At 55.9% G+C, this 14,232-nt stretch carries 12 protein-coding genes; 6 read left to right on the top strand and 6 right to left on the bottom strand.

What is annotated here, in order from left to right; all coding sequences use genetic code 11:
• The first annotated feature begins 1 nt into the window (after position 1).
• On the top strand, positions 2-1,171 hold the full coding sequence (gene rnd, locus CSC3H3_RS06275; RefSeq protein WP_101269477.1) for a ribonuclease D: 1,170 nt from the start codon (positions 2-4) through the stop codon (positions 1,169-1,171).
• Positions 1,172-1,281: 110 nt separating this feature from the next.
• Here rnd and CSC3H3_RS06280 read toward each other — a convergent pair whose 3' ends face one another.
• Positions 1,282-2,076 (bottom strand): SDR family oxidoreductase, encoded by a 795-nt coding sequence (locus tag CSC3H3_RS06280; RefSeq protein WP_101284308.1) that lies wholly within the window; start codon positions 2,074-2,076, stop codon positions 1,282-1,284.
• Positions 2,076-2,444, bottom strand: a complete 369-nt coding sequence (locus CSC3H3_RS06285) for a nuclear transport factor 2 family protein (RefSeq protein WP_101284309.1) — start codon at positions 2,442-2,444, stop codon at positions 2,076-2,078. Before CSC3H3_RS06285 ends, CSC3H3_RS06280 begins: the two co-directional genes overlap by 1 nt.
• A gap of 116 nt (positions 2,445-2,560) precedes the next feature.
• Between CSC3H3_RS06285 and CSC3H3_RS06290 the strand changes: the two genes are divergently transcribed.
• Positions 2,561-2,923 carry a winged helix-turn-helix transcriptional regulator gene (locus tag CSC3H3_RS06290; protein WP_101284310.1) on the top strand — a complete coding sequence of 121 codons (363 nt, stop codon included), beginning with the start codon at positions 2,561-2,563 and terminating at the stop codon, positions 2,921-2,923.
• Positions 2,924-3,045: 122 nt separating this feature from the next.
• Here the strand turns inward: CSC3H3_RS06290 and CSC3H3_RS06295 are convergent, their stop codons facing one another.
• The gene (locus tag CSC3H3_RS06295) at positions 3,046-3,915 is read right to left on the bottom strand and encodes an SDR family oxidoreductase (RefSeq protein WP_101284311.1); all 870 of its coding nucleotides are present in this window, start codon (positions 3,913-3,915) and stop codon (positions 3,046-3,048) included.
• A gap of 99 nt (positions 3,916-4,014) precedes the next feature.
• Between CSC3H3_RS06295 and CSC3H3_RS06300 the strand changes: the two genes are divergently transcribed.
• Positions 4,015-4,953, top strand: coding sequence for a LysR family transcriptional regulator (locus CSC3H3_RS06300; protein ID WP_101284312.1), 939 nt, complete (start codon positions 4,015-4,017; stop codon positions 4,951-4,953).
• Positions 4,954-5,018: 65 nt separating this feature from the next.
• Here the strand turns inward: CSC3H3_RS06300 and CSC3H3_RS06305 are convergent, their stop codons facing one another.
• The 3 genes from CSC3H3_RS06305 to CSC3H3_RS06315 all read right to left on the bottom strand — a co-directional run bounded on the left by CSC3H3_RS06305 (position 5,019) and on the right by CSC3H3_RS06315 (position 10,097).
• On the bottom strand, positions 5,019-6,314 hold the full coding sequence (locus CSC3H3_RS06305) for a DUF1835 domain-containing protein (protein WP_101286127.1): 1,296 nt from the start codon (positions 6,312-6,314) through the stop codon (positions 5,019-5,021).
• Between the two features lie 123 nt (positions 6,315-6,437).
• Entirely contained in the window at positions 6,438-7,925 is a 1,488-nt protein-coding gene (locus CSC3H3_RS06310; RefSeq protein WP_101284313.1) for a Ppx/GppA family phosphatase, read from the bottom strand.
• A 21-nt stretch (positions 7,926-7,946) separates the two neighbouring features.
• Positions 7,947-10,097 carry an RNA degradosome polyphosphate kinase gene (locus CSC3H3_RS06315; protein WP_101269488.1) on the bottom strand — a complete coding sequence of 717 codons (2,151 nt, stop codon included), beginning with the start codon at positions 10,095-10,097 and terminating at the stop codon, positions 7,947-7,949.
• 287 nt (positions 10,098-10,384) lie between these two features.
• Between CSC3H3_RS06315 and CSC3H3_RS06320 the strand changes: the two genes are divergently transcribed.
• The 3 genes from CSC3H3_RS06320 (at position 10,385) to CSC3H3_RS06330 (ending at position 14,232) form a co-directional block, all read left to right on the top strand.
• Complete coding sequence (locus CSC3H3_RS06320; RefSeq protein WP_101286128.1) at positions 10,385-10,963, top strand: SixA phosphatase family protein; 579 nt, start codon at positions 10,385-10,387, stop codon at positions 10,961-10,963.
• A gap of 207 nt (positions 10,964-11,170) precedes the next feature.
• Complete coding sequence (aspS, locus tag CSC3H3_RS06325; protein WP_101284314.1) at positions 11,171-12,958, top strand: aspartate--tRNA ligase; 1,788 nt, start codon at positions 11,171-11,173, stop codon at positions 12,956-12,958.
• Between the two features lie 155 nt (positions 12,959-13,113).
• The gene (locus tag CSC3H3_RS06330; protein ID WP_101284315.1) at positions 13,114-14,232 is read left to right on the top strand and encodes a hypothetical protein; all 1,119 of its coding nucleotides are present in this window, start codon (positions 13,114-13,116) and stop codon (positions 14,230-14,232) included.

The raw sequence follows: 14,232 nt of genomic DNA on the forward strand, positions 1-14,232 counted from the left end.
CATGGAAACAATTACAAAAACTGAAGAACTTCGCGTTCTGTGTGAAAAGCTGCGGCAATATGATTATGTGACGGTCGATACCGAATTTATGCGGGATTCGACCTATTGGCCGCAATTATGCCTGGTGCAGCTTTGCAGCCCGGATGCTGCCGATACCGGTGCCGCCGTGGACCCGCTGGCCGAAGGCATTGACCTGACCCCGCTTTTCGAACTGATGCAGGATGAAAGCGTGATCAAGGTGTTTCACGCTGCCCGCCAGGATATCGAAATTTTCGTTCATCTGAATGGCAAGGTGCCGCATCCGGTATTTGATACCCAGGTGGCGGCCATGGTTCTGGGCTTTGGCGACCAGGTTGGTTATGAAACGCTGGTCAACAAGGTGGCGCGTAAAAACATTGATAAATCAATGCGCTTTACCGACTGGTCGCGCCGGCCGCTTTCAACCAAACAGCTTAGCTATGCCCTTTCGGACGTAACGCATCTGCGCACCATTTACGAAGACTTCCACGAACGGCTGGCCGCCAATGACCGTGCGCCGTGGCTGTTTGAGGAAATGGAACGTCTGACCGATCCCGGCATTTATACCGTTGACCCGGCAGAGGCCTGGTTACGCCTTAAAACCCGGTCCAACAGCCCGAAATTTCTGGCCGTTGCCAAGGCACTGGGTGAATGGCGCGAAACCGAGGCGCAGCGCAAAAACCTGCCGCGCAACCGTATCTTGCGGGACGATACCCTGCTTGATATTGCCGCCCGTCAGCCGCAAAACGACAAGGACCTGGATAAAACCCGGGGTGTTGGCCGTAATTTTGGTGCCAGCAAACAGGGCATGGCGATTATTGAAGCCATCCAGAACGCCCTGGCGCAGCCACAGGAAACGTGGCCGCAGCCCAAGGCCCGCACCGAACTTCCCGCTGGTATCGGCCCGACGGTAGAGCTTTTGAAAGTTCTGCTGAAGCTGTGCAGCGAAGAAAAGGGTGTTGCCCAGCGACTGGTCGCATCAAGCGATGATTTGCAAAACATTGCCGCCGATGACAATGCCGATGTCGCCGCCCTGCATGGCTGGCGTCGCGAGCTTTTTGGCCAATATGCCCTGCGTTTGAAACACGGGCAGATTGCGCTGAAGCTTGAAAAAGGTGAAGTCGCACTGGTCGAGCTTGAGCAGAATTCCTGATAATTACCGGCACGGGTTGCATGCAGCCGGATTGCCAAATGATCAAAGACCCCGCCAGCCTGGCGGGGTTTTGCTTTTTGATATTATCGGCGTTTACATGGTATCGCGGCTTACACGGTGGGAACGGTGCCGCCATCAATGGTGTAATCGGCACCATGGATGGACATCGCCCGGTTTGACACCAGAAAAGCAGCCAGTTCGGCGACTTCATCGGGGCGGCCGGGGCGACCAATGGGAATGCCGCCCAGTGACTGCATCAGCTTTTCGCGGGCTTCATCAGCACTGCATCCATCCTGCGTGGCAAGGCGGTTGATCAGGTTGGTGGCGGCGGTGGTTTCGATAAAGCCCGGCGAAATCGTATTTACGCGAATGCCTTTTGGCCCCATTTCCTTTGCCAGTCCCTTGCTATAGGTGCTAAGTGCGGCCTTGGCGCTGGCATAGGCAAGGGTGGCCTCAAACAGGGGCAGGCGGCGCTGGATGGATGAAATATGCAGGATAACGCCATTCTGGCGGTCGATCATGCCGGGCAGAAAACCGCGATCCAGGCGCACCGCGGCCATCAGGTTGGTGTTCAGGGTATAGGCCCAGTCATCATCCGACAGGCCCAACGCCCCGCCACCGGGCGCGATAGACCCGCCAACATTATTGATCAGAATATCAATGCCGCCCAGTTCAGCCATTACGGTATCGACGATTTCGGCTGTGCCTTCGGCGGTTGAAATATCGGCCGAAATAAACAGGCCGGGATGATCGATTGGGGCGCTGCGTGCCGTGCTGGCAACCGTGGCCCCGGCATGATGCAGGCGATGTAAAATGGCCTGGCCCATGCCTTTGGTCCCGCCGGTTACCAGAACACGGCGATTTTTGAATTCGGTCTGGTCAATTTCAAAGGGGGCTTTGTGCATTATTCGATCTCCAGCCCGGAAATTTTGCCGTTTTGCAGGGTGAAAAGATAACCCAGCGTAACAGGGGACCCTTTGAAATTGCCCGAAACCCGCGCCGTGACAGAGATTTTCCCTGCTGTCATGGTTGCAAGTGATGCCGCAGCCGGGGCATCGGCCGAGACGGGTGTGGCATCGATCATTTCGTGGATGGCATCGGTGCTGCCAACGGCGTGCGATATCCATTTTTCGATGGCTTCATGACCATCGATATTCTGTTTTTCATCATAAACATGGGCATCATCGGTAAAGCAGCGGGTGACAGATGCCCAGTCCCGGCTATTGCAATGGTCAAAAAAGCCGTGCAGTGACGGCGGAAGTGCGATTGACATGGTTCATACCTTGCAGCGTGAAGGCGCGCGGGAAGCACGCCGTTATTGTTGTTGGTGCAGGCTGCCGGTATGATGAAAAAAGGACAAGAACCGACAAAAAAGTAAGGTACTTACCCATGAGTAAGAAATGGGGTTTTGGGGCCGATACGCCCGCCGCCGGTGTCGAAGAAATTTTGAAAATGCTGGAAGGCCGATGGAAACTGGTGATTTTGTTTCACCTTTTTGGCGGGCAGGTAAAGCGATTCTCGGAACTGGAACGGGCGATTGATGGCATTTCGCAAAAAATGCTGATCCAGCAGCTTCGCCAGATGGAGGCTGACGGCATTGTGCGCCGTATTGTGTATCACCAGGTGCCGCCCAAGGTGGAATATTGCCTGACAGACTGGGGGCAATCCCTGTGCCCGGCACTGGATGCCCTGTTGAAATGGGCGGATCTGAGGCCGCTGCCCGCACCCACCGGTGAAATGGCGGACAACTGATTAAGGACCAAGGGCTTTGGTCAGGCAAAGGCACCACGACGCATGGCGGAAAATGAAAAAGGCGGGCGCATCATTGGCACCCGCCTTTTTTGCTGTCGCGAAATGCGAACAGATGGGGATCGTTATTTCTGTGCCAGGGCGTCGGTCAGGAAGGCCTCGACCGTTTGGGGCTGGCGGCCCAGAATGTTCGCAGCATCGGCGCTGACATCGTCGTAATCACCGTTTTTCGCCGCAACATACAGGCCGGAAATGGCGATAACCGCGTGTTCCGGCAGGCCAACATTGCGCAAAATGCCTTGATAGACTTCATCAGGCAGGTCAGCGAAGCTGATATCCTTGCCAGTAACCTTGCCGATGATGGCTGCAATTTCGGCATGGGTGATGGCCTTGGTCCCCGTCAGGTCATAGGTTTTGTTGACATGGTTTTCCGGGTTGGCAAGGACGATGGCGGCAATTTCAGCCAGGTTGCTGCGGCTGATATAGGTGATGCCGGCATCTGCGGCCGGGGCGGCATACTGCCCGGTTTCCATGGCATGGGGCACGCCACCCAACAGCAGGTCAGCATAAAAGCTGTTGCGCAGGATGGTGTAATTCAGGCCGCTTTGGGCGATGAATTGTTCGGTATCGGCATGGATCGCCGAATAGGTAAAGGCACTGTCGGCGCGCGGGTCAATGACGCTGGTGTAAATTACATGTTTGACCCCGGCATTTTTGGCAGCCGTAATGGCGTTGCGGTGCTGTCGGATACGGGTTTCGTTATCGGCCTCGGCCGAAACGATCAGGGCGGTATCAATACCGGCAAATGCCTGTTCCATCAGGGCCTGGTCGTCAAAGTCACCTTTGCGAACTTCAACGCCTTTGGCGGCAATAGCATCGGCCTTTTCGGGGTGGCGGGTGCTTACCGCGATGTCGCTGGCAGCAAGGCGGGTCAGGGCATGGTCAAGGGCGAGGGCACCAAAGTTGCCAGTAACGCCGGTAATCAGTTTTTTCATCTTCATTCTCCGAATTTCTGCGGGTTACCGCGTGATTGGCGGTGATCCTGCCGGGAAAATGGCATATGATCAATTCGATGGAATGAATGGAAATCATGCATGAAATTCGATGAATTAGATCTGGATTTTCGGCTGCTGCAGTTGTTCATAACAATTTATGATCAGGGATCTGTCACCGCAGCGGCGGCATTGCTGGGGGTGGGGCAGCCCACGGTCAGCCACGGGCTGGAACGGCTGCGCAAAATTGTGGGTGATCCGCTGTTTGTGCGCGCCGGACGCGGGATTATTCCAACCGCCCATGCCTGTGAAATGGCCCCGCGCATTCGCCAGATGATCGAGGAAATGCGCAGCCTGACGCGCGCCAACGCCTTTGACCCGCATAACCCGGAACACAGCCTTCATTGTTCGATTGGCGCCAATGATTACGAAGTCACGGTGATTTTATCGGTGCTGTTTCACCGCCTGCAGGATTATGAAGCCGATATTGCCTTTAAAATTCGTCCGGTTCGCAGCGGGCAGGAACAGGTGGCGAAATTGCGTGACGGATCGTTTGATTTAACCGTTGCCGCCGATTATGGCGGGGATGCCAGCGACATTATCCAGCGCGCCCTGCTTGATGAAGAAATGCATTGTTATTACGACCCGGCCTTTCATACCGTGCCGCCCGATACGCTGGATGTTTATTGTGCGGCGTCCCATGCGCGCATTGTCTTTGGCGATGATGACAGTGCCGCAATTGACGAGGAACTGGCAAAAATGGGCCGCCGCCGCCGCACGGTTTTGCAGGTGTCGTCCTTTGACAATATCCCGCGCCTGATTGCAGGAACACCGGTCATCACAACATTGCCCACCCGCCTGGCCGGGACAGTGATGGCGGGGTTGGCAACCTGCCGCTGCCCGGTTTCATTGCCGTCGGTGCGGTTTTACCAAAGCTGGCATGTGCGCAATGCGGCATCACAGGGGCATCGCTGGCTGCGGGATCAGATATTTCAGATCGCCCGATCTATTGAATGCCAGGAAGGCAAGGCCGAAAGCTAACTACCATTGGCAGTTGCTGATGGCTGGTTGCTGGTGGTTAAGCGATGGGGGGGCGTGCTGGTCGTTCAGATCAGCGCCTTGCGGGCTACATCCCAGTGCGGGCATTTGCCATCGGCCGTAATTTTTACGCCGCCAACCCAGCGGGTGCCGCAATAGGATGCGAAAAAGCGCTGGTTTCCCCGCATTGTTTCGGTGCCGGTCTTGGTGATGGTCAGGGTGCGCTCTGCCCAGGGCAGTTTGCTGTCATCAATCTCAAACAGGGCTTCGCTGCCGGGGGCGATGGTCGTCATGTCCTCTAACACATGCCAGAACATCAGATCGCCTAGGAAAGGAAGGGGTTCCTTATCGCGCATCAGGCGACCAAAAACACGACCAGCCGTAAGCGGTCCGGCTTCATCAAGAATTTCAAGAACCAGTTGCTGGGTCAGGGACAGGTCATTGTCGCTGGCGGGCAATTCGGCAAGATGGCGTTGCAGGGCCTTTGCCATCAGGGCAATCGGGCGGGTGGCCGATGCCGATTTGGCAAACAGGGCCAGTTCAGCCGGGTCCGAAGCACGTACAGCCTTCCAGACCTTGCGGCCCAGTTCATAGTGGGAATCGCCCACAAGGGTGCGGGTATTTTCCCATGCCCAGCGCAGCTGATCGGGGGCAAGCTGGCCCAGACCGGTGAATTTGCCAACATCAGGCACGGAATTAATGCAGATCAGTTCGATTTTGCCTGGCAGGCGAAGTGCGCCGAAAAAGTCCAGCAGGAAGGCCAGAATAAGCTGATCGTAGCTGTCATGTTCAAACCACAGCACGATATGGCGATAATCGCCAGCGGCCATCAGGGCGCTATATTCAGCATGCTGTCGGTTTTGGGTTTCATCGATATTAAGGCCATAGGCATCGGCGATGAAATCAGCACGGGTCTGCATTAAAACGGGCAGGGGCAGTTCCGGCACCGGCCCCTGGCAGAACGGGTCGGAAAATTCCTGAAAATGGCCCCGAAAACCGGCCAGTTCCAGGGTATTGCGAATATCGGACCCACAGCGGATATGCAGGGTGCCGGGCGTATCGGGCACGGTTAACCAGCCGGTCGCCAGTTGCTGTTCGGTCAGCACCATCTGGTCGATATGGGTTTTCATTTCCGGCCAGCTGATAAAGCCGTGTTCGCGCGCCAGAATTTGCTGGGCATCGGAAACTTTAAGATCGGCGGCCTTGCGATTGGCCCCTTTGGGATGGTGTTCGCGCAGGCGCTTGCGGGCGTCGGCCTCGTCAGCGCGCAATGACTTTAACAGGGTGCGGGACTGCTTTTTAAGTGCATCGATATTCAGGACACCGCGGGAAATTTTTTCATTTACCGTTTTCGTGCCAGTCATTTCGTTGCGATCCCCATTAAAGGCCATGATGTTGTGCGATGCTCACAGCCTGCTTTGGATACAAGCGGGCGGTATTATCCACCCCATATTGTATACAGAATCAAACCGTGAGCTTCCCCCATATCAGGTTGCATCAACAATTTCTATTTTACTGTCACATTCCATCAATTTTGCCAGCTTGGACAGGCGCTGATCGACGACTTCACCGTTAAGATCGCCAATCTTGCGATGAAGGCGCAGGATCAGGGTTTTGTCATCCAGCACCAGTTCGCTATGCGGCAGGATGCCTTCAACACCGCCCGAAAGGGTGTGGCCCAGCCGGATGGCATGACCAAACAGGCGGCCGCTTTTGCGGGTGTCTTCGTCAAGCAGGCGGTCAAAGGCCGCATCACCCCGGAAATTGCCGGTATAGCGCGAACCGATGGTATAGGCGAGGAAGACGCGGTCCACATGGCTCAGGTCAAGATAGGGATGGCGCACCACGCGGTTATAGCTTTGTTCGGCGCGGTAATCGGGGTGGTCGTTCCAGCCGATATCACCAATGATGCAGGCCGCCAGACGCAGGCGGCGCAGATTGGCGGGCTGGTCACGGAAGATGGGATCGGTCCAGCGGTAAAGTTCTTCGCCATGCTGGTGGAAACGTTCGCTGTCCTCGGCAAAGCTGAGGCAGGTTTCAAGCAGCGGGTCGCGATCGCGGACTTCCTGGGGCAGGGCTTCAAACATCCAGCCTTCACGCAGGCCATGGCCGGAAAAGATAACTTCCCTGGCCTTCATGCGGTTGATCAGATGATGCATGACCAGGGCTGCATGGGGCAGGCTGTCGGTTCGGCGTTTGGAAACACCGCCGATTTTTTCCAGCGACGCCCGGCTTTGCTGGGAAATGATTTTGGTCAGGTCAGCGATTTCGCCAAAGGGCATGGTCATGTTATGCACGACCGAAATGGGGTAGTTTTCCTGCGCGATATAAAGTTTGGCTATCGAACGCCAGGAACCACCAACGGCATAAAGCGGCAGTTTTTGATGTTCGGTAAGCCAGGGCACGCTATCAAGGTGGCGGTTGACCTCGTTTTCAAGGGCGTCGCGCTGGCTGCCAAAAACGGTATGCAGGCGCATGGCCCCCAGCGGCAGGCTGACACGTTCCTGGATTTGCCCCTGATCAAGCAGCACCAGTTCAAGCGAGCCACCCCCGATATCCCCCATGATGCCGGTGGCATGCGGATCACCCGAAATAATGCCAAGGCCCGACAGGCGGGCTTCTTCAAGGCCATCAATGATTTTGACCGTCAGGCCGGTTTCATCGAAAACGCGACGACAGAAATAATCACCATCGCTGGCGGCGCGCACGGCAGCGGTTGCCAGCACGTCGACGCGCGAAATTTTCATGGCCAGCAAAAGGGTGGCAAAACGGCGCAGCGCACCGATTGCCATTTCAACCCCTTCGGCGTTCAGTTTACCCGATCCATCAGGGTCACGGCCCAGACCGCACATGACCTTTTCGTTGAAAATGGGCGCAGGGGCGCGCGTTTGACCATCAAAAACGACAAGCCGGACAGAGTTCGACCCGACATCAATGATGGCAATGCGCTTGGAGACCCTTTGATCGGTAAGCATATGGCTGAAAATACCTGGTTATTATTCGTCGAGAACCAGCACCGGCACAGAAGACACGCTGTCTTCATCAAGGGCACTGCCCCGGCCCGAAAGGGACGGGTTGGTCATGAAATAGTCGTGGGCCGAAAACGCATCCTTGCCCGCTTCGCAGCGTTCATAGGACCCGTCAGGTTGCAGATACCAGCTTTGGGCGGTGTCCTTCAAATTCGCAATCATGATTTGTTCGATGATCTGGCGATGGCAAGTGGGATTTTCAATTGGCACCAGACATTCGACACGGCGATTGAGATTGCGCGGCATCCAGTCGGCCGATGAAATGAAAGCCTTGGCCTTGCGCGATGGCAGTTTTGCGCCATTGGCGAAAACCACGATGCGGGAATGTTCAAGGAAACGCCCGACAATCGATTTGACGCGAATATTTTCCGACAGACCCGGTACACCGGGGCGCAGGCAGCAAATACCACGCACCACCAGATCAACCGGCACACCCGCCTGCGAGGCGCGATAAAGGGCATCGATCACCACCGGATCGACCAGGCTGTTCATTTTCGCCCAGACGCCGCAGGGTTTGCCAGCCTCGGCGTTTTCAATTTCCTTTTCGATATTGGCAACCAGGCTGGGGCGCAGGGTGTGCGGGGCAATGGCAATTTTTTCAAGCGAGCGCGGCGTGGCATAGCCGGTCATGAAGTTGAAAATGCTGCCTGCATCGCGGCCCAGTGCCGGGTCACACGAAAAGAAGGAAATGTCGGTATAGAATTTGGCCGTGATCGGGTGGTAGTTGCCGGTGCCAAAATGGCAATAGGTGCGTAGCCCGTGGGTTTCGCGGCGCACAACCAGCGATATTTTGGCGTGCGTTTTCCATTCAAGGAAGCCGTAAACCACCTGGCAGCCAGCACGTTCAAGGTCGGCGGCCCAGCGCAGGTTGGCTTCTTCGTCAAAGCGTGCCTTAAGCTCGACCATCGCGGTAACGGATTTGCCCGCTTCGGCCGCCGCAATCAGCGCCTTGACGATGGGGCTGTTTTCGGATGTGCGATAAAGGGTCTGTTTGATGGCAACCACATCGGGGTCGCGCGCGGCCTGCAACAGGAACTGCACCACCACGTCGAAATCCTCGAACGGGTGATGAACGACCAGGTCCTTTTTGCTGATTGCGGCAAAACAGTCCCCGCCAAAATCACGAACCCGTTCGGGGTAACGCGCGGCATAGGGCGGGAACAGCAGGTCGTGATGCAGGTCGGAATCAATAAGCTGTTTGACGTCCACCACACCCAAAAGGCCATCGACCTTGACGACCTGTTCGGGGGCAACGTTAAGTTCATCGATCACGAAATTCAAAAGGTCTTCGGGGATCGATGCATTGACCTTGAGGCGAATGATGCTGCCACGGCGGCGGCGCTTCAGCGCGGTTTTAAACACGCGCACAAGGTCTTCGGCTTCTTCTTCGATTTCCACGTCCGAATCACGGATGACACGAAACAGGCCATGTTCGATCAGGTCAAACCCGGGGAACAGCTTATCAAGATACATCAATACCGCATGTTCGAGCGGCAGATACCGTTCGGTGCGGCCCGGCAGGCGCAGGAAGCGGCCAATTTTCGGCGGCATCGGGATCAGCCCGCGCATATTGTGCCCGTCTGAGGGGTCAAACAACTGCATGACAATGGCAAATCCCAGGTTCGGAATGAACGGGAAGGGATGTGACGGGTCAATGGCAAGCGGCGTCAGGGTCGGGAAAATTTCCCGCATGAAATAGCCATCAAGCCATTTGCGGTCGGTCTGGGTCAGATCATCGGGTTCGATAACGGAAATGCCCAGATGGTGCATATCGGCGCGCAATTGCTGCCAGATGCGCTGCTGATCCTGCAAAAGCTGGTTGGCATCATAGGTAATGGCGCGAAGCTGTTCGGACGGGCTTAAACCATCCTGGCTAATATTGGTCATGCCTGCCCGGACCTGGCCAACAAGGCCGGCCACACGCACCATGTAAAATTCGTCCAGGTTGCTGGCCGAAATGGACAGGAAGCGCAGACGTTCCAGCAAGGGGTGATTCTGGTTTTGGGCTTCTTCGAGAACGCGGCCATTAAATGCGAGCCACGACAGTTCGCGATTGATAAAGCGTTTTTCCGAATCAGTGGTGATTGCACTGGATTGAATTGCCGCAGCGTGTTTCACGCAAAGCCTCCTGCCATGAGCCATATGGTGTTGGAATTAAAACGCCACCATCTCTCTTGCCCGCGAGTATACGATAACTGTTTGTTAAACTGCAATTTGTAACCCGGAAAAAGCAATTGCCCCGATGACGGCCAGATAGATTCGACGTGGCAGAATAGCCAATAAGATGGTCCTGAAATCCTACAATTATATGTCAGTTTTTTACGTGGTGCCGATGCCCACCTTATGGCATGTCTGTGGGCGAAAACATTGATCCATCGTAAATGGGCAAAGCGGGCGAGAAATTCATGAAAACCTTGTTGCTGTTGCGTCATGCCAAATCCAGTTGGGCGGATCCGGGCCGGGCGGACCATGACCGCGAACTCAACCCGCGCGGCGAAAAGGCCGCCCCGGTGATGGGGCGTTTTTTAATGCGCGAAGGGCTTATGCCCGATCTGGTGTGGTGTTCAACCGCCGCCCGCGCGGTGCAGACACTGGGTCTTTTGGGGCGGCAGTTTGCCGGGGACGACCAGGTGATTTACGCCCAGGACCTTTATATGGCGAGCGAAACAGCCCTGCTGAAATGTTTGCAGCAAACCCATGCAGAAGCCGACCGCGTGATGATGGTGGGGCATAATCCGGGAATGGAAAGCTTTGCCCTGGCATTGACCGGAATCGATGAAAATGGCCATCGCCCCGATATGGAACGCAAATTTCCCACCTGCGCACTGTGCCAGTTCAGCTTTGATGTTGCGGACTGGTCGGCCGTGAAATGGGGGGCAGGGCGGCTGGAACGTTTTATCAAGGTCAAGAATTTGCAGGGTGATGCCCGCCCGACCAATGACGACAGTGACGAGAGTTCGTCCCCTGATAGCGCCAATACTTGACGCGGGCAGGCGAGAAGCGTTTTATACGGAAAAATGAGGGTACTGAGCGGTGCCTGAAACAAGGATGTTTTCGCAAATGCCGCCTGGGGGATGCCGATATGGCACCGCAAGGAGGGGATTTGCGCGTTTTTTGTTTGACAGCGCCGGTCAGCCATGCACCTTTGCGCCCAAATCGCGGCCCAAAATATAACGCAACCTGGAAAGACCATGCATCCTTATCGCTCACATAATTGCAATGCACTTCGCGTTTCCGACGCCGATGCCCAAGTCCGCCTTTCTGGCTGGATCCACCGCAAACGCGACCACGGCAACCTTCTGTTTGTCGATTTGCGCGATCATTATGGTATCACCCAGGTCGTGATCGACATTTCCAGCCCGCTGTTCGAACTTCTGGACAAGGCGCGTGCGGAAAGCGTGATTACGGTTGACGGCAAGGTCGTGAAACGTACCGCCGAAACCATCAACCCGAACCTGCCGACCGGTGAAATCGAAGTTTATGCCTCGAACATCGAAGTGCAGTCCTCGGCTGATGTGCTGCCGATGCCGGTATTTGGTGATGTCGAATATGGCGAAGAAGTTCGCCTGCGTCACCGTTACCTCGATCTGCGTCGCGAAAGCGTTCACAAAAACATCGTTCTGCGTTCGCAGGTCATTTCGGCCATGCGCCAGAAAATGACGGCACAGGGTTTCCTCGAAATCCAGACGCCGATTCTGACCGCGTCCTCGCCGGAAGGTGCACGTGACTTCCTCGTACCTTCGCGTACCCATCCGGGCAAATTTTATGCCCTGCCGCAGGCCCCCCAGCAGTTCAAACAGTTGCTGATGGTTTCGGGGTTCGACCGTTACTTCCAGATCGCACCTTGCTTCCGCGATGAAGATGCACGCGCTGACCGTTCACCGGGCGAGTTCTATCAGCTCGACTTTGAAATGGCCTTTGCCACCCAGGACGACGTTTTCGCTGCGATCGAGCCGGTCCTGCACGAGATTTTCGTTGAATTTGGTGGTGGTCGCGAAGTAACCGATTTCCCGTTCCCGCGTATTCCGTTTGATGAATCGATGGCGAAATACGGTTCGGACAAGCCCGACCTGCGTAACCCGCTGGTGATTTCGGATGTGACCGAAGCATTCCGTGGTTCGAATTTCGGCATCTTTGCCAGCAACATCGAAAAAGGTTCGGTGGTCCGTGCGATCCCGGCACCGGGTGCCGCCAACCGTCCGCGCAGCTTCTTTGACAAGCTCAACGCCTGGGCCCGTGAAGAAGGTGCGGCTGGTCTGGGTTACATCGTTTATGATGAAAACGGCGAAGCCAAAGGCCCGATTGCCAAGAACCTGGATGCTGAACGCATTGCATCGATCAAGGAAACCACGGGTGTTGCCAATGGCGATGCCGTGTTCTTTGCCTGCGACAAGCCGCTTCCGGCTGCCAAATTTGCGGGCAAGTCGCGTGAAAAGATCTGTGATGACCTGGCCCTGCGCGAAGAAGGCAAGTTCAAGTTCTGCTGGATTGTTGATTTCCCGATGTTCGAGGAAGATGACGACGGCAAGATCGAATTCAGCCACAACCCGTTCTCGATGCCGCAGGGTGGCCTGGACGCGCTGGAAAACATGAACCCGCTTGATATCAAGGCGTGGCAGTATGACATCGTTTGTAACGGTATCGAGCTGTCTTCGGGTGCCATTCGTAACCATCGCCCGGACATCATGTACAAGGCCTTTGAAATTGCCGGTTATGGCAAGGAAGTGGTCGAAGACCGCTTTGGTGGCATGCTGAACGCATTCAAATTTGGCGCACCGCCGCACGGTGGTTCGGCCCCGGGTGTTGACCGTATCGTCATGCTGCTGGCCGATGAACCGAACATTCGCGAAGTCATTGCCTTCCCGCTGAACCAGCAGGCACAGGACCTGATGATGAATGCGCCGTCGGTTGTCGAAGACCGCCAGTTAAAAGAACTGCATTTGCGTGTTCAGTTGCCGCCGAAGGCGAAAAAAGACTGATCACGGCATATGCCGCTGACTGAAATCTCCAAAAAGAGCGATTGGCGATGCTGATCGCTCTTTTTTGTTGCGAATTTGCAACTGGTGTTACCCATATATTAAGGTGCTGTGCGTCAGAATTGGACAAGGACGTATTATTCGATGGGAGACGGGCAGTGAAACGGTTTCTGATAGCAGCAGCCCCCCTGTTTCTGAGCGCTTGTGGCGGGTCGGGGGATGACACGACATTATCCAAACTGGCCGATGATCTGATCAGCTATGTCACGACGGGGCGCACGGTTGCCGAAAACCAGCGTGCACTTGTCGCCGGACAGGGCTGTGGTACGGATGCGTCGCTGTTTGGCAATGGCGATTGCAAGGTCGGTTCCGGTGCGGCAATGGGATTTGTTGATCGCGACGGGGCGGGGGCAACAAACCCGCTTTCTGGTGCGCGTTCCACCACCATTTACGCCGTTAATACTCCGGTCGAGGATTGGAGCAAACCCGGCAGCGCCCGCCTGCATCCGTATCAGAATTCGGCCGATATCATGATTGTGGCGGTCCCGCCCGCAGCAAGCCAGCTTGACCAGCGTGCTATTGCCGCCCAGGCATCGGCGGAACCCGCAGACATGGCCGCGCAGGATAACGCGCAAAGCATGGCTGTGGATGACGCCCCCAAGGCGGAAATGGCAGCTTTGCCGGGGGATGATGCCAGCACGGCAATGGAAACAACGGAAATGGACGCGGCCAAAGAGGATGCATCGAGCCAGCCCGGTGGGTTGGATGCTGCTACTGCCGCGACTGCGAAAACCACAAGCAAAGATGTCCGCCCACCGGCACCGGCCAAACTGGAAAGCAGTGATGTGCGCCATAAGGCCATGCTGCCACCTGCACCGGCCGGGGCTGGTGCAGGGGCGGTAACTGGTGCAAAGGCACCAGCGAATGCGTCCCTGAAGGGAGATGCCGCCGGGCCGGATGGCCAAAAGCAGGCATCGGGCAAAGATGCCCTGGCGGGCAAGCAGGTATCGGCACAGCAAAGTGCGCCCGGTGCCCCGGCGAATGGCAAATATGTGGTGCTGGGCAGTTTTACCAGCCACAAACGGGCCCAGATGGCCCTTAATCAATATGCGCAATATCATCCGCAATTGATTCCTGCGACGGTAGAGGGTACGCCTTATCTTAGAATTGCAGTAGGTCCAATGGATATGTCGCGTGCAAATAATCTGCGCCTTGTTACGGCCAAAAATGGCGTCAAGGATTCGTGGATTGTGGATATCGTCGGCAGCGGAGAGTAG

It is taken from the genome of Thalassospira marina (genome assembly GCF_002844375.1).
Lineage (GTDB): Bacteria > Pseudomonadota > Alphaproteobacteria > Rhodospirillales > Thalassospiraceae > Thalassospira > Thalassospira marina.